Below are 15,627 nucleotides of genomic sequence, written 5' to 3'. Positions count from 1 at the left end.
CTTTTAATATCAAAACAGGGTTGTATGATTAAAAAAATTCATATGACAATATTTTTAATTTTTGCTGCTTTAAATAATTACTTTCGGTTGAGAACGTCATTTTATGTCTGCAGCAACCAACCAAAGATTCACTGCGCTCGATGTATTCCGGGGCATGACCATTTGCCTGATGATTATTGTAAACACTTCCGGTAACGGCAGTACCACTTATGCACCGCTTGAGCATGCACGCTGGCATGGCTTTACGCCTACCGATCTTGTTTTTCCTTCTTTTATGTTTGCAGTGGGTAATGCCATGAGCTTTGTAATGAGCAAGTGGCACAACCTTGCCACCGGCCAGGTCTTGTCTAAAATTTTCAGGCGCACGATCATTATTTTTTTGCTGGGGTTTTTAATGTACTGGTTTCCCTTTTTTACCAATGAATCTGGTAGCTGGGCACTGTCTCCGTTTGCGAATACAAGGGTGTTTGGTGTTCTGCAGCGTATTGCACTGGCGTATTGTGCTGCCAGCCTGTTGGTGTACTTCCTGAAGCCGCGTACCGTAATCGCCATTGCCGTAGCAATCCTGGTGTTGTACTGGCCTGTCATGTTGTTTTATGGCGATGCACCTGACCCGCTGGACATTCACCTGAATGCTGCACTTAAACTTGACCAATGGCTGCTGGGCGAACAGCATCTGTACCACGGTGAAGGGTTCGCATTTGACCCCGAAGGGTTACTCAGTACATTTCCATCTGTTGTAAACGTTATAGCCGGCTATTTTGCGGGCGTGTACATTCAGAAGCGCGGCAATACATTTGAAGGGCTTGCAAAGCTTCTGATGGCAGGCTTTGGTCTTTTTATTATTGCGTACTGGTGGAACTTTGGTTTCCCTATCAACAAAAAATTATGGACCAGCACATTTGTATTAAATACGGTAGGGCTGGATTGTATGATACTGGCATGCATTATTTATTTTGTAGACTTTCTGGGAAAGAAAAACGGCGTGTATTTTTTCCAGGTATTTGGCCGCAATCCATTGTTTATTTACCTGTTGTCTGAAATAGCGGCCATTATTTTATGGACGATTCCTGTTGGTGAGCTCAAACTATACCAGTGGATATACCAACACATCTTTGCACAGGCAGGTGCTTATTTCGGCGCTTTCCTGTTTGCCGTTTCTTTTATGTTTTTCTGCTGGTTCATTGGCTATATCCTGGACAAAAAGAAGATCTACATACGCGTATAAAAATTATGAACCCGGCTGTATATCTTGTGGCATCGCCTGTTGCGTCGCACTCTTGTGCAGCATACCTGCACTCATCAAAAGCGAAGGGTACTATAAAAAAGGTATTTGGTAAGCAGTATTTCCAGGATAAAATAATAACCTTCATTCTTCAATCGCAATAGTTTTTATTTTAATTTTCAAGCGGTTACATAAGAAAGTCCTTCAAGCAAAACCATGATCAACTCCATTCGCAGTAAACGGATCCTGATATTCAGCATAGTGATGTTGGCTATCCTTGCTGCCGCAATTTTTGTTATACGTCAACAATCTTCCCGGGTGGTTATAAGGGACACACAGGGGAGAGCTTATGCCGGTACAGAAGCATGTAAGAGCTGTCATCTTTCTGTGTATGATTCTTTCATCACCACACCCCATATGCTTACGTCTGCTGCTGCAACAAAAAAAACCGTTTTAGGAAGTTTTGCAGGCAAAGACAAAACAATCATATATAATGAACACGAAAAAATTCTTGTAACCGACTCGGCAGGTAAACTATGGCAGTGTGCTTTCCTGGATAACGAACAAAAACTTGCCCATAGTTTTGATATCAGTATTGGACGGGGATTTCTTGGGCAGAGCTACCTGTACTGGCAGGAAAAGAAGTTATTTCAATTACCGGTATCGTATATCGGCCCCGCAAAACAATGGGGCAACAGCCCGGGGTTTCCTGATAAAATTTTGTTTACCAGGACCATTACTCCAAGGTGTCTTGAATGCCATACAACGTATGCCAGAACCCTCTCTACACCGGATCTCGGTTATGCATTCGATGAAGACGCGATCATCTTCGGCGTTACGTGCGAACGCTGCCACGGCCCTGCCGCTGATCATGTAACTTTTCATACCAGGCATCCGGAAATAAAGCAGGCAAAATATATTATCAATGCTGCAAGACTTGGCATACAAAAACAACTTGATGCCTGTGCGTTTTGCCACTCGGGCCAGCGGGAAGCTTTGCAACCGGCGTTTACATTTACCACCGGCGATAATCTATCAAACTTTTATGCGCCGACTTATAATAAAACCGCAGCAGAAAATACTGATGTGCATGGCAATAAATATGAGCTGATTACCTCCAGCAGATGCTTTATTAAAAGCAGGCAAATGACCTGCAGCAGTTGTCATAATACACACAATAATGAAACGGATAACCTGCAGCTATTTTCCCGGCGATGTATGGCGTGTCATGAGCCAGGAACTGACGCTTTTTGCAAAGCACCACACGATAATGCCATGTTGCAGGCAAATTGTATTGACTGCCATATGCCCGGCCAGGAATCTAAAGCAATAAGCCTGGGTCTTTCTGACAATACAAAAATGAATTCGTCACCTGCTATTGTAAGAACACACCTGATAAAGGTTTATCCTGAAGCATATAAGCGTTTTATGAAAACCCATGCCCGGTAGCATTGGGTATGTAAACTGTAACCTGCGCTGTACAACACTTATTCAACAGTACAAGAGTGCGACGCAACGGAAGATCAATAGTATTACTATTGCCGGTTTACAAAAAAATTTATACTTGCCTTATCAACCCGTTACACATAATTTAGTTAACTTAATATGTATAAATAACAGCAAACATTTAATGCACACACCATGATACAGGAAATTAAAGAAGGCTATGTAAAAATTGAGAGAGAGCACGGCATTTCTACTATAGAATTTTATCATCCACAAAGCAATGCTCTGCCGGGAAAAATTCTCGAAACACTTGCACACGATATACACAGTGAAGGACTTGACACCAACATAAAAGTTATTGTTTTACGCTCGGCCGGCGAAAAAACATTTTGTGCCGGTGCATCTTTCGATGAGCTGGCTGCCATTAATACACAGGAAGAAGGCATTCGTTTTTTTAGTGGTTTTGCGGCCGTAATCAACGCCATGCGTAAATGCCCCAAACTGATAATTGCACGCATACATGGCAAATGCGTGGGTGGTGGTGTTGGCCTTGCGGCTGCCGCTGATTATGCCATAGCCGCTGAAGGGGCCGACATTAAGCTGAGTGAGCTGTCTGTAGGTATAGGACCATTTGTTGTAGGGCCTGCTGTAGAACGTAAAATGGGTACTTCTGCATTTTCGCAGATTGCTATTGATGCTACCATGTGGAGACCGGCAGACTGGGCAAGGCGTAAAGGTTTGTATGCAGAACTGCATGGTGACGTTTCGGGTATGGATGACAGTATTGCACGGTTATCTTCTTCGCTCTCTCATTATAGTACCGAAGCAATTAAGGAGCTGAAAAAAATATTGTGGCGTGGCACAGAGCACTGGGACGACCTCCTGAAAGAACGTGCCGCAATAAGTGGCAAACTGATATTGAGCGAATACGCAAAAGAGTTTATCAGGAAATTTAAAAACAAGGAAAAAGTTGCATAGAGGTAAATACTACATTGAATAACATACGGAATTTCAGCAGTGCTGATTTTACAGCACTATGCGACAGGCTTGCTGAAAAAGACAAGGACTTACACAAAGTCATTCTACAATTCGGCTACCCGCCATTATGGGGCAGAAGCGCTTCTTTTGCTACTTTGATCCATATTATACTTGAGCAACAGGTGTCGCTTGCATCTGCAAAAGCAGCCTTTCTGAAGCTGGAAGCCTTCGTTGGAGCAATAACACCGGAAAATGTGCTTGCAATGACAGATGAGCAAATGAAAGCCTGTTATTTCAGCCGGCAGAAAATGGTGTATGCAAGACACCTTGCCGCTGCCATTATGCAAGGTGAATTTAATTTAGAAAGCCTGGCTGAGTTAGAAGACGACGACTTGCGTACCACGATGAAAAAGCTGAAAGGTATTGGTGACTGGACGACCGATGTTTTTATGATGATGGTTTTACACAGGTGCGATTGTTTTCCAACAGGCGATATTGCGCTGGTGAAAAGCACTAAAGAAGTAAAAAACCTTCCTGCTGATACAGGCAAAGCAGCAATACTTGCTATAGCAGATGATTGGCGCCCTTACAGAACTATTGCAGCTTTTATTTTATGGCATGCATACATAAAAAAACGAAACATCATATTCTGATAATAAAGAAGCCCTCAGTTGAGGGCTTCTTTTGCAACAGGATCTTCTACAGATCATCATATTCATAAATTCCATCAATATGCGTTCCTGCTTCCATTTCAAAAACAGGATTAATAATGCCATCTTTCAAACCATATACCCAGCCATGCAGGTGTGGTCTTTGCTCATGTTTCCATGCACGCTGAATAATAGATGTTTTGGCAAGGTTCATAACCTGTTCCTTTACGTTTAGCTCGCAAAGCCTGTCTGCCCTTGCATCAATATTTTCAATGGTATCCAGCTCCTGGCGGTGTAAACGGTAAACATCCTTTATGTTACGCAGCCACATATTCAACACATGATTAAAGTCATGACTGGTCATTGAAGCCTTTACACCACCGCAGCCATAATGGCCACAAACAATTACATGTTTTACTTTCAGGTGCACTACAGCATATTCCAGCACTGCCAACAGGTTTGTATCGGTGTTTACAACCATATTGGCAATATTCCTGTGTACGAATATTTCACCCGGTTGTGTATTGGTAATTTCATTGGCAGGAACACGGCTGTCACTACAACCGATCCATAGGAAATCCGGGCGCTGAATATCTGCCAGCCGGCTAAAATATTTTGGATCGTCCTGAACTTTCTCTTCGGCCCATGCCTTATTCTCTAATAATAATTTGTGGTATGATTCCATGTTTTAAAATTTTATGCAGGTTTTACTGCAGTGAGAAAATGTTTATTCTTTAGTTAGCAACATATTTTTTTGATCACCAGGAAATTTTACTGTCATCTATCAGTAAGTGATCTTTCTTGGATGGATTCTTTTTAATTTCTACCCTGATCCCTTTCAGGTGAGCGTGAATCAGAAAATCATTCACTACCTCGATCACATCTTTATCTATAAAATCTGCTCTCGACACATCGATGATCGCGAACGCATTTTCAGGTATTTTTTCAAGCTTTGATTTCAGGATAGGCTTGTTTAAAAAAGAAACATCTTTCCTGAACCTGAAAAGATACTTGTTGTCATCATTTACTATTAACAATGCTGTTTTAAAATTACTGCGCAATATAAAAAACAGCCCGACAACTATCCCTATCAATACACCTTTTAAGAGATCCGTTGCAAGAATGGCGATAATTGTTATGACCAAAGGTAAAAACTGATCCCAACCCTTTTGATAATACGTTTTAAAAAGGGATGGTTTTGCCAGTTTATAACCGGTAAAAATCAAGATAGCAGCAAGCGCAGACTTCGGAATCAGGTTTAGCACCGAAGGAATAAATGCCACGCACAACAGGAGCAATGTACCGTGATAAATCGTAGACATTTTTGTTCTGGCCCCTGCGTTTACATTGGCTGATGAACGAACAATTACACTGGTTACAGGCAATCCGCCAACCAGGCCGGATAAAAGGTTGCCAATTCCCTGCGCTTTAAGTTCCCTGTTGGTAGGGGTTACTCGCTGGTAAGGATCGAGGTCATCGATCGCTTCTATACTCAATAAACTTTCCAGTGTAGCAACAAGCGCTATGGTAACAGCAGTAATCCATACATCTTTATTGGAAATGGTGGCCCAGTCTGGTGCCGTAAAAAAGGAAAAAAACTCCCGGGACGAACCTGCGACAGGTATTTTTACCAGGTGCTGGCCCACCAATGGGTCTGCAAAAGCAGCATTTTTGAAAAGTTCATTCAATGCCACACCCAGTAAAACCACTAATAATGGTGTGGGAATGAATTTGATAAAACCCGATTTTTTAGATACAAATTTTTCCCATCCTATATAAAACAGCAATGACCCCCCGCCAACGATAAAAGCACTGGTATTGATGTTGGTAAAAGCCATGATAAACGTGTAAAATATATTGCCGCTTTTTTCATGTTGCCCGCCTTCATCGGTTTCAAAATGTGAATCATCGCCCAAAAGGTGCGGAAACTGGTTTAAAATAAGTATAAGCCCGATTGCTGCAAGCATACCTTTTATTACACTGCCCGGTACATAATCTCCTATTACGCCTGCCCTTGCAAAACCGAGCACGATCTGTAAACAACCGGCTATTACTACCGCTACCAAAAAAGCCTCATAAGACGGCAATACTACCAGCGAGGCGGCCACAATAGCTGTTAAACCAGCCGCGGGCCCGCTTACGCTTAAATGAGATTTGCTTACTGCACCAACCACAATACCGCCTACAATCCCTGCAATAATACCGCTAAATAACGGGGCATTGGAAGCCAGGGCTACACCTAAACACAAGGGAAGGGCCACCAGGAATACAACAATAGATGAAGGCACATCTGCCCCCATGTTCTTTATAATTTTTTTCATACTTACGTAGATAGTTAGACGGGAAAGAGCACAAAGCCGCGATACACAGCATTGCATGAATTAGAAACAAAAATGCCTGCTAAGCGCAGTTGGGCGGTGGGGTAGGAATTTCTGCAGCATGGTTATGGGGCAGAAGGCTGGTAAAATGTACATACTCTCCAATACTGCCCGACAGAAAATCATTGTCGCTAATCTGGTGTAAAAATGAATCTCCTTTGAGAAGCAGTTTGCAGGGCACATCCTTGCCTATATCCAATGAATGGGGTATTTCTTCATTCAGCTGGTTACCAAAAAGTACAGCACCTATTTCTTTAACCGGCAGCATCTGGCTGGCCAGCATCAGTAAACAAAACAACGCTATTACTTTTTTTAGTTTCATTTTGGTCTGCAAATAAACAATTAATATCAGAAATTAGAGACAGATAAGAGATGTTTAACAAAAACGGGCAGCAGATACATAAAAAAAGGCAGCAATGCTGCTGCCGTAGTAATATTTGCTGGTGCAAAAAATCAAATGTTGAGACCGCCGCACACACTCAATACCTGGCCGGTAACATAAGAGCCCATATCACTTGCGAGAAACAATGTTGTATTGGCAATTTCTTCAGATGTACCAAACCTGCCCAATGGTATTCTTTTCAAAAAGTCATCCCCGGCAGCACCATCTTTCAGGTAATGTGTCATATCCGTCTCTATAAAACCCGGCGCAATTGCGTTGCAACGTATATTCCGGCTGCCCAGTTCATGTGCTATGGATCTTGTAAACCCAATTATACCCGCTTTACTGGCCGCATAGCTGCTTTGCCCTGCGTTGCCACGCATACCAATCATGGAGCTCATGTTTACAATGCTCCCTTTTTTTGCTTTCATCATCGGGCGCATTACATGTTTTGTCATGTTGTAAACACTCTTAAGGTTAATATCCATTACATCATCCCATTCTTTTTCCGTTACACGCAGCAGCAGGTTGTCTTTGCTTATACCTGCATTGTTTATACAAATATCTATGGCCCCAAATTCCTTCAGCACATCATTTACAAAGGCCTCGCACTGGCCAAAATCTGCAGCATTGCTTTTATATGCTTTTGCTTTTACACCCAACGATTGTAACTGGTTTTCAAGCGTTGCCGCTTTTTCTTCACTGCTGTCGCTTACATAAGTAAAAGCAATATTAGCACCATGCTCGGCAAATTTTATAGCAATACCGGCCCCGATTCCACGGGCAGCACCGGTAACAATGGCAACTTTTCCTTCTAATAGCTTCATAAAGTTTGGTTTGGTCTGAGACAAAAATAAGGATATGATTTTTTTGTTATTAGCTTTTGTGCATGTGGCATCTTCGTTGTGTCACTCCCTTGTACTGCAAAACTGTATGCAACAACGATGCGCAACGTGCTGCTGTTAATAATTCACTACCTGTTCTTCAATTGTTTCGGGAATAGCCCTCCACTCATACTGCTGGTTTCTAAGCTGTGGTTCAAAGCCAGCTTCTTTTATAGCTTGTTGTATAGATTTATAGGTAAAACGGTGTGGTGCGCCGGCGGCACTTACCACATTTTCTTCAATCATAATGCTGCCAAAATCGTTGGCACCGGAATGAAGGCAGATAGATGCAGTTTGCCTGCCTACTGTAAGCCAGCTGGCCTGTATGTTTTTCACATTGGGCAGCATTATGCGGCTTAGTGCTATCATACGTATATATTCATCCGGCGTAGTAAGGTTGTGCACGCCTCTTATTCTTGTGAGCAATGTATCCACATCCTGGAACGTCCACGGAATAAATGCAAGAAAACCTTTTGCATCTGCAGGCTTCATTGCCTGCACTTCCCTTATCCTGCTTAGATGAATAAACCTTTCCTCAATCGTTTCCACGTGGCCAAACATCATAGTGGCACTGGTAGTTATATTCAGTTTATGCGCTTCGTGCATAATAGCCAGCCATTCATCAGCACCACACTTTCCCTTGCTGATGAGCCGTCTTACGCGATCAATCAAAATCTCCGCACCTGCACCCGGCAAAGAATCCAGGCCGGCCTCTTTCAACGCTGTAAGTACATCCTTATGGCTCATTTTTTCCAGCTTGCTTATGTGGGCTATTTCCGGCGGCCCCAGCGCATGCAACTTAAGCGTTGGGAACTCCTGTTTAAGCTGGCGAAAGGTTTTGGTATAAAAATCAAGACCCAGTTGCGGATGATGACCACCCTGCAGTAATAACTGGTCTCCGCCGTATTTAAAGGTCTCCCTGATCTTTTTACGGTAGGTGTCCATATCTGTTATGTAAGCTTCAGCATGGCCCGGTATGCGGTAAAAGTTGCAGAACTTACAATTGGCTATACAAACGTTGGTAGTGTTTACATTCCTGTCTATCTGCCATGTAACCTTTCCATGTGGCACCTGTATTTTTCTCAGCTCGTCTGCTACAAACATCAGTTCTGTCAAAGGCGCATTGTGAAACAAATGAACGCCCTCTTCAACGCTGAGAAACTCAAAATCAAGTGCTTTCTGATACAATCTTGCTAAATCCATACACGCTCTTTTTTATCGGCAGCAAAATTACAGTATGTAATAGCAGAAAAATCGTTTGTTGTACTTTGGCAATTAATATTATCAAAGGTTTTGTTCTGTGTGCAGCAGCATGTAACTTCAACGTGTCTGGATCAATTACTGGCGATTGTAAAACCAAAAGTACAAGAGTGCGACGCAACCAAAGCTTCATCAGGGCTCCCAAAGCCTGGTACATAATTGTCTTTTGCTGTATGCTTTTCAGCAATGCACGTGCACAGGAGGAATTTGTTTCTCCCGCTGCAAAACACATAACCTATGTGCCTTTCAGCATGCTTACCGGCGGCATTATTATTTTACGGGCTACCCTCGATGACAACAAAGACTCGCTGAACTTTGTGCTGGATACCGGCAGTGGCGGCATATCGCTCGACTCTGCTACCGCATCATACCTGGGCGTAAAAAAAGTACTTACTGATAAAACAGTACGCGGTATAGCAGGTGTAAAAAATGTAGAATTCTCTTACAACCATACGCTGCACATGCAGGGCATCTCGGTTGCCAATCTTGATTTCCACATCAATAACTACGACATTCTTACGAGTGCCTACGGCCTGCGGATAGATGGTATTGTGGGCTATAGTTTTTTGCGCAGGTATATTGTTGCAATAGATTATGAACAAATGGTGTTCGAGGTGCTTACGCCGGGCAGTTACAAATATCCACGTGGCGGTTACCTGATGAAACCACAATTTACCACGCTGCCCATGCAGGGCGCATTTGTAAAAGATGCAAAAGAGATATTCAGCAAATTTTACCTGGATACCGGCGCAGGCTTATGCATGTTGCTGAATGAAGACCTGGTACACGACAGTGCTCTGCTTAAATCGAAAAGAAAATTATACCCGACAGAAGCCGAGGGTTTGGGCGGAAAAAAATCGATGAGTCTTACCGTTGTAAAGGAAGTAAAGGTGGGGCCGTATAAATTTCGCAATGTACCTGTATATGTGTTTGATGATGAGTTCAACATAACACAATACCCTGTACTGGGCGGCCTTTTGGGCAACGATATTATGAGAAGATTCAATGTTGTGATCAACTATCCTGAACAGCAGATATTCATTAAACCCAACAAACGTTTTTCTGATTCTTTTGATTATTCATACTCCGGTCTTGGTATGTACCTGATAGATGGCGCTATTACGGTTACAGACATTATGAAGAAATCTCCGGCAGAAGATGCAGGCTTTATTCCGGGAGATATTGTGCTGGGTGTTGACAATGATCTATCTGGCAATATACAGGCATACAAAACGCACCTGCAGAGTGCCGGCAACAAGGTTAAAGTACTTATAAACCGTGGTGGCGAACTAATTGTGTTAACCATGAAGATCCGAAGTATACTCTGATGCTCAAATAACGTTATGCAGCCGGGTGTTTTTTTATGAGCCCGGCATTGGAATGGTTGTTCAGCTTCCGTTGCGTCGCACTCTTGTACTGTATCACAGTATGCAGCTGCTCCGGGTGTAACAAACGTTTTACATATTGTGTTGCCTGTGTTACTATGTTACCTGCCCGGCATAACAGTTCATACTTATTGTTTTACTAAATTGCAGGTTTCCAATTTTATATTATGATTCATTATAACAGGTTTGTGCTTGACAATGGTTTGCGTGTTTTGGTGCATGAAGACAACTCCACGCCTATGGCAGTGGTAAATATTATGTACGATGTTGGCGCCAGAGACGAAGATCCGTCCAAAACCGGGTTTGCACATCTTTTCGAACACCTGATGTTTGGTGGCAGTGTAAACATTAAAGATTACGATGAGCCGCTGCAAAGGGCCGGTGGTGAAAACAATGCATACACAACCAATGACCTAACCAATTATTATTGCCAGTTACCGGCCCAGAATATTGAAACCGCTTTCTGGCTGGAAAGCGACCGCCTGTTGAGCCTTGCCTTCGGCAAAAAAAGCCTCGAGGTGCAACGCAAGGTAGTAGTGGAAGAGTTTAAAGAGCATTACATTAATCAACCCTACGGCAATGCCTGGCACAATATGCGGGAACTGGCATATACCACACATCCTTATCGCTGGATGACGATCGGCAAAGAACTGAGTCATATTGAAAATGCACAACTGGATGATGTAAAACATTTCTTTTTTAAACATTACCGGCCGGTTAATGCCATCCTTGTTGTTGCAGGTAATATAAAAACAGCAGACATTAAAAAGCTGGCAGAAAAGTGGTTTGGCGATATACCAATGGGAGAGAAGTATAACAGGGCGCTACCACAGGAGCCTTTGCAAAAAGAGGCCAGGAAACTGGAACTTGAAGGTGATGTACCACTTGATGCTTTTTATAAAACATGGCACATGGCTGACCGCCTTGATAAGGGTTATTATGTTGCCGAACTGATTACGGAAATACTGGGTGGCGGTGCATCTTCGAGATTATACCAGAAACTGGTAAAAGAGAAAAAGCTCTTCAGTAATATTGAATGTTACCAGTTTGGGAGCACAGATGCCGGCTTGCTTACCATAGAAGGCAAATTGATCAAAGGCATACAGCTGGAAGATGCGGAAAAAGCGGTGGAAGAGGAGGTTGCTGGTCTGCGCAATGAACTGGTAGCAGAAACCGAACTGGAAAAAGTAAAGAATAAAACAGAAAGCATGATCACTTTTGAAGACATGAGTGTGATGAGCCGCGCAAACAGTCTTGCATACTATGAATTGCTGGGCGATGCCGAATTAATGAATACCGAGATGGGCAAATATTCAGCCATTAGCGTAGATGATGTTTTGGCGCACAGCAAAGAAATTTTTGCCGAAGAAAATGGCAGCACACTATACTACCACAGTAAAAATTAACTGATTTCATTTATCTCAAAAAGCCGCCTTGGTGCGGCTTTTTTATTTTTTGGTTTTGTGCTTTTGAATAATTTCATTCAATGATTTCGGAAACAAAGAAATACCTGCAGTTTATCTTTCCTTTTTTTAATACCAAGCGTACCAAGGAAATATTTCGTGTAAACCCCACTGTATTGCCTGTAAGGGAGGAAGCCACAGAGGTGGAGATATACGTGTATGATTATAACGCTGAGGAAGTGAAGGAATATGAACTGGACAAAGTAGAAGAAACGTTTACATGCAGGGATAATAATAAGATCAGCTGGATAAATATAGACGGACTTCGTAAAACAGACGTTGAAAATATAAGCAAACATTTCGGTGTGCACCTTTTGCTGATGGAAGATATATTGAGCATAGGACAGCGCCCTAAAATGGACGAAATCGACAACGTGTTGTTTTGCCTTTTAAATATGCTCTACTTCAATGATCTGAATGGAGCCGTAGAATCTGAACAGATAAGTATTGTGCTGGGTAAAAATTTTGTAATCAGTTTCCAGGAAGATAAAAGTCGTGATGTATTTAACCAGATAAGGGACAAACTGCGCATTGCCAATTCAAAACTACGGATCAGCGGTGCCGACTACCTGTGCTATGCAATGATTGATCTTGTTGTAGACCATTACTATATAGTAATGGAGAAACTGGGCGAAAGAATTGAACAACTGGAAGAAGAAATTATTCGTTATGGAAACTCCCGTTCGCTGGCCCGCATCAATAACCTTCGAAAAGAGCTGATCGTTTTAAAAAGAAATATGGCCCCTGTAAGAGATATGGTAAATGGTTTTTTACGCAGTGAAAGTGACCTGTTGCAGGACCGTACCACCAAATATTTTAAAGACGTTTACGACCATATTGTACAGGCGAATGATCTCGTGGAAAACTATCGCGACATGATTATGACGCTGCAGGATCTTTACATGAATAAAGTAAACCTGCGTTTGAATGAAGTAATGAAAGTGATGGCAATTGTTACCTGCTTGCTGGCACCTGCTGCCGTTATTGGCGGGGTGTTTGGGATGAACTTTGAAGTAATACCACTCACACACCAGCAAGACGGATTTTTTATTGCTGTTGGTTTAATGTTTATTATTCCGTTATGGATGGTCTGGATCTTTAAAAAACGTGGCTGGTTTTAGTCATTTACATAATATGTTTTCGTTTTTACCCTTGTTTTCTAATGCTATACTTATCTGAATAATAATTTTGTAGAAAAGATAGGCTGCAATGAACCATATCTTCTAAACATTGTTTTGCTTGATTGTATATTTGCCCCGTAAAAAAAAGCAATAAGGAAAATTCTCTATGAGTAGTAGTGTGATGATTTTTGATGACGACGTGGACATCCTTGAAATTTGTACCATCATTCTTAGAGGTAAAGGTTTCAGGGTTATTACAGAAACCTCCTGCGAAAATGTAATTGACAAAGTCGAAACACATAAGCCCCAGGTTATCCTGATGGACAACAAAATTCCTGAAACAGGCGGTATTGCGGCTACGCAACTGATTAAACATACCGAGCACCTGAGAAATATTCCTGTGGTCTTTTTCAGCGCCAATACCAATGTGGCGCAACTAAGCAAAGAAGCAAAAGCCGAGTATTATCTACAGAAGCCTTTTGACATTGCCGAACTTGAGCAACTGATTGAACAGATCACTTCGACACACGCATAATTTATACAAGACTATTTACGAAGGGCGCCATGTCTTTTGCCTTTAAAACGAGATCAGGTGTTAACAACAGCAACGCCTGTTGCGGCATATACGGTACATCTGCATCTGCCGGCTCCTGTACAACAATGAGGGCGCCACGTGCCTGTGCGTATTTAAGGCCTTCCGCCCCATCTGCATTTGCGCCAGATAACAGTATACACAGAAGGCCACGTCCAAACACATCTGCAGCAGACATAAATACCACGTCTATACTTGGCCGGCTATAATTTATTTTTTCTGAATAATCGAGTGAAAAAGTAAAATCGTCCTCTATCAGCACATGGTAATCTGCAGGGCATACATATACAAAGCCCGGCATAACCGGTTCTTTTTCCTCTACCTCTTTTACCGTAAGATTTGTTCTGAAGCCCAGCAGTTCTTCCAGCGAAGAATCGAAATTGTTGTTGCGGTGCAATACCAGCATGAATGAAACGGGAAAATCGTGCTTCAGGTGTTTGAAAAATTTTAGAATTACCTGTAAGCTCCCTGCCGAACCACCTATTACAATGAGTTTAAATGTACGCGTCATCGCACCTTCCTCCAGATCTTCTCTTTACCTTCTATGGGTTTAAATTTTTCTGCTATAGAAGTAAAACGCAGCGTTTCTTTAGAGCCCAGTGCCAGGAAGCCAAGCATGTCCAGGCTTTTATCAAAAAGCTCAAGTACTTTGCCCTGCAGGTTTTTATCAAAATAGATAAGCACATTCCTGCAAAGAATTAGCTGGAACGAATTAAACGAAGAATCGGAAACCAGGTTGTGCGTAGAAAAAATCATCTTTTGGTGAAAGATATCGTTGAATTTTGCAAGGTTGTAGTTGGCTATATAGTAAGATGAAAAATCGTTGAGACCGCCCGACGACACATAGTTTTTAGAAAACTGCTGCATCTGGCTGATAGGAAAAATTCCTTTCCTTGCTTTTTCCAACACCAGCGGGTTAATATCTGTGCCGTACAACAACGACCTGTCCAGCAGGTTGGCTTCTTTTAATATGATGGCCAGAGAATACACCTCTTCACCTGTAGCACAGCCTGCATGCCATATACGTATAAACGGGTGCGTGGCCAATACTGGAATTACTGTTTCTCTTATTGCCCTGTAAAAAGAAGGATCTCTGAACATTTCTGTTACATTCACGGTAATTTCTGTAACAGCGTGGTTGAAATAATCTTTATCTGTTTGTATGCGGTAGCGCAATGCCGCAAAGGAAGAAAACTTACCGTTGATGAATATGCGTTGTATCCTTCTTTTCAGAGAAGCTTTTGAGTACTCTGTAAAATCGTAGCCGTATAGTTCCAGCATATCGGCCAGCAACAGTTCCACATCATTATCTGTAACTAATGTTTCCAAAGGTTTCTATTTTGTAAGTTCCTGCAACAGCCCTACAAGCATATCCACATCTACCGGTTTAGATATATAACCATTGGCACCCGCAGCCAGGCATTTTTCCCTGTCGCCTTTCATTGCCTGGGCCGTAACAGCTATAACCGGTAATGTTTTGTGGTCTTCTGTATTGCGCAATACATGTATGGCTTCATAACCATCCATTTCAGGCATCATCATATCCATAAGAACCACGTCTACGGCACCATCATCGTCTATTAGTTTAAGGCCGTCTTCTGCGCTGGTTGCCGCAAGTGTTTTATAACCCTTGGACCTTAGTGTTGCAGACAGTGCAAAAATATTTTTGTTATCGTCATCTATAATCAACACCTTTTTCATGCTGTTGTTTATGGGGTTTTTATTTTTTGAGCATTTGTGGTACTATTAAGCTTCTGTTGTGTCACTCACTTGTACTGTATAACTATATGCAGCAAACGATGCTGCATCAGCAGCCTGCTTAGTAAACAGGTTTTGCTACCTGCAGCAAGGCTGTAACACGTG

At 42.2% G+C, this 15,627-nt stretch carries 16 protein-coding genes; 8 read left to right on the top strand and 8 right to left on the bottom strand.

Features of this window, described 5'->3' with window-relative positions; all coding sequences use genetic code 11:
• Positions 1–103 precede the first annotated feature (103 nt).
• The 4 genes from I5907_RS06010 (at position 104) to I5907_RS05995 (ending at position 4,302) form a co-directional block, all read left to right on the top strand.
• Positions 104–1,228: an acyltransferase family protein gene (locus I5907_RS06010; RefSeq protein WP_196989810.1), complete on the top strand. Its 1,125-nt coding sequence runs from the start codon at positions 104–106 to the stop codon at positions 1,226–1,228.
• A 213-nt stretch (positions 1,229–1,441) separates the two neighbouring features.
• Positions 1,442–2,674 carry a multiheme c-type cytochrome gene (locus tag I5907_RS06005; RefSeq protein ID WP_196989809.1) on the top strand — a complete coding sequence of 411 codons (1,233 nt, stop codon included), beginning with the start codon at positions 1,442–1,444 and terminating at the stop codon, positions 2,672–2,674.
• A 192-nt stretch (positions 2,675–2,866) separates the two neighbouring features.
• The gene (locus I5907_RS06000) at positions 2,867–3,649 is read left to right on the top strand and encodes an enoyl-CoA hydratase/isomerase family protein (RefSeq protein ID WP_196989808.1); all 783 of its coding nucleotides are present in this window, start codon (positions 2,867–2,869) and stop codon (positions 3,647–3,649) included.
• Positions 3,650–3,663: 14 nt separating this feature from the next.
• Positions 3,664–4,302, top strand: coding sequence for a DNA-3-methyladenine glycosylase family protein (locus I5907_RS05995; RefSeq protein ID WP_231401982.1), 639 nt, complete (start codon positions 3,664–3,666; stop codon positions 4,300–4,302).
• Positions 4,303–4,348: 46 nt separating this feature from the next.
• On the opposite strand, the gene I5907_RS05990 is transcribed toward I5907_RS05995, so the two are convergent.
• The 5 genes from I5907_RS05990 to mqnC form a co-directional block, all read right to left on the bottom strand.
• Positions 4,349–4,984, bottom strand: a complete 636-nt coding sequence (locus I5907_RS05990; RefSeq protein ID WP_196989807.1) for a carbonic anhydrase — start codon at positions 4,982–4,984, stop codon at positions 4,349–4,351.
• A 73-nt stretch (positions 4,985–5,057) separates the two neighbouring features.
• The gene (locus I5907_RS05985; protein WP_196989806.1) at positions 5,058–6,620 is read right to left on the bottom strand and encodes a SulP family inorganic anion transporter; all 1,563 of its coding nucleotides are present in this window, start codon (positions 6,618–6,620) and stop codon (positions 5,058–5,060) included.
• A 79-nt stretch (positions 6,621–6,699) separates the two neighbouring features.
• Positions 6,700–6,999, bottom strand: a complete 300-nt coding sequence (locus I5907_RS05980; protein WP_196989805.1) for a hypothetical protein — start codon at positions 6,997–6,999, stop codon at positions 6,700–6,702.
• 131 nt (positions 7,000–7,130) lie between these two features.
• Positions 7,131–7,886: a 3-oxoacyl-[acyl-carrier-protein] reductase gene (gene fabG, locus I5907_RS05975; protein WP_196989804.1), complete on the bottom strand. Its 756-nt coding sequence runs from the start codon at positions 7,884–7,886 to the stop codon at positions 7,131–7,133.
• 135 nt (positions 7,887–8,021) lie between these two features.
• A complete protein-coding gene (gene mqnC, locus I5907_RS05970) occupies positions 8,022–9,146 on the bottom strand; it encodes a cyclic dehypoxanthinyl futalosine synthase (protein ID WP_196989803.1) in 1,125 nt (374 codons plus the stop codon).
• Positions 9,147–9,313: 167 nt separating this feature from the next.
• On the opposite strand from mqnC, the gene I5907_RS05965 reads away from it, so the two are divergent.
• The 4 genes from I5907_RS05965 (at position 9,314) to I5907_RS05950 (ending at position 13,707) form a co-directional block, all read left to right on the top strand.
• A complete protein-coding gene (locus I5907_RS05965) occupies positions 9,314–10,531 on the top strand; it encodes an aspartyl protease family protein (protein ID WP_346266769.1) in 1,218 nt (405 codons plus the stop codon).
• A 224-nt stretch (positions 10,532–10,755) separates the two neighbouring features.
• A complete protein-coding gene (locus I5907_RS05960) occupies positions 10,756–11,994 on the top strand; it encodes a M16 family metallopeptidase (protein ID WP_196989802.1) in 1,239 nt (412 codons plus the stop codon).
• Between the two features lie 80 nt (positions 11,995–12,074).
• Positions 12,075–13,172, top strand: a complete 1,098-nt coding sequence (corA, locus tag I5907_RS05955) for a magnesium/cobalt transporter CorA (protein WP_196989801.1) — start codon at positions 12,075–12,077, stop codon at positions 13,170–13,172.
• 166 nt (positions 13,173–13,338) lie between these two features.
• A complete protein-coding gene (locus I5907_RS05950) occupies positions 13,339–13,707 on the top strand; it encodes a response regulator (protein WP_196989800.1) in 369 nt (122 codons plus the stop codon).
• A 1-nt stretch (position 13,708) separates the two neighbouring features.
• Here the strand turns inward: I5907_RS05950 and I5907_RS05945 are convergent, their stop codons facing one another.
• Genes I5907_RS05945 through I5907_RS05935 form a run of 3 tightly spaced genes read right to left on the bottom strand, consistent with a single transcriptional unit; the run spans position 13,709 to position 15,465 of the window.
• The gene (locus I5907_RS05945; protein ID WP_196989799.1) at positions 13,709–14,275 is read right to left on the bottom strand and encodes a chemotaxis protein CheB; all 567 of its coding nucleotides are present in this window, start codon (positions 14,273–14,275) and stop codon (positions 13,709–13,711) included.
• Positions 14,272–15,093 carry a CheR family methyltransferase gene (locus I5907_RS05940; protein WP_231401981.1) on the bottom strand — a complete coding sequence of 274 codons (822 nt, stop codon included), beginning with the start codon at positions 15,091–15,093 and terminating at the stop codon, positions 14,272–14,274. The genes I5907_RS05945 and I5907_RS05940 overlap by 4 nt, the downstream gene beginning before the upstream one ends.
• A gap of 6 nt (positions 15,094–15,099) precedes the next feature.
• Complete coding sequence (locus I5907_RS05935; protein WP_231401980.1) at positions 15,100–15,465, bottom strand: response regulator; 366 nt, start codon at positions 15,463–15,465, stop codon at positions 15,100–15,102.
• Between the last annotated feature and the right edge of the window lie 162 nt (positions 15,466–15,627).

It is taken from the genome of Panacibacter microcysteis (assembly GCF_015831355.1).
GTDB lineage: Bacteria > Bacteroidota > Bacteroidia > Chitinophagales > Chitinophagaceae > Panacibacter > Panacibacter microcysteis.
This window is presented reverse-complemented; position numbering and strand designations above follow the sequence as displayed.

Bases quoted from the DNA above. Each gene is read 5' to 3' on its own strand.
- I5907_RS05945 (WP_196989799.1), bottom strand. From the start codon at position 14,275: ATGACGCGTACATTTAAACTCATTGTAATAGGTGGTTCGGCAGGGAGC.
- I5907_RS05960 (WP_196989802.1), top strand. From the start codon at position 10,756: ATGATTCATTATAACAGGTTTGTGCTTGACAATGGTTTGCGTGTTTTG.
- I5907_RS06010 (WP_196989810.1), top strand. From the start codon at position 104: ATGTCTGCAGCAACCAACCAAAGATTCACTGCGCTCGATGTATTCCGG.
- corA (WP_196989801.1), top strand. From the start codon at position 12,075: ATGATTTCGGAAACAAAGAAATACCTGCAGTTTATCTTTCCTTTTTTT.
- I5907_RS06005 (WP_196989809.1), top strand. From the start codon at position 1,442: ATGATCAACTCCATTCGCAGTAAACGGATCCTGATATTCAGCATAGTG.
- I5907_RS05950 (WP_196989800.1), top strand. From the start codon at position 13,339: ATGAGTAGTAGTGTGATGATTTTTGATGACGACGTGGACATCCTTGAA.
- I5907_RS05990 (WP_196989807.1), bottom strand. From the start codon at position 4,984: ATGGAATCATACCACAAATTATTATTAGAGAATAAGGCATGGGCCGAA.
- fabG (WP_196989804.1), bottom strand. From the start codon at position 7,886: ATGAAGCTATTAGAAGGAAAAGTTGCCATTGTTACCGGTGCTGCCCGT.
- I5907_RS05985 (WP_196989806.1), bottom strand. From the start codon at position 6,620: ATGAAAAAAATTATAAAGAACATGGGGGCAGATGTGCCTTCATCTATT.
- I5907_RS05980 (WP_196989805.1), bottom strand. From the start codon at position 6,999: ATGAAACTAAAAAAAGTAATAGCGTTGTTTTGTTTACTGATGCTGGCC.
- I5907_RS05935 (WP_231401980.1), bottom strand. From the start codon at position 15,465: ATGAAAAAGGTGTTGATTATAGATGACGATAACAAAAATATTTTTGCA.
- mqnC (WP_196989803.1), bottom strand. From the start codon at position 9,146: ATGGATTTAGCAAGATTGTATCAGAAAGCACTTGATTTTGAGTTTCTC.
- I5907_RS06000 (WP_196989808.1), top strand. From the start codon at position 2,867: ATGATACAGGAAATTAAAGAAGGCTATGTAAAAATTGAGAGAGAGCAC.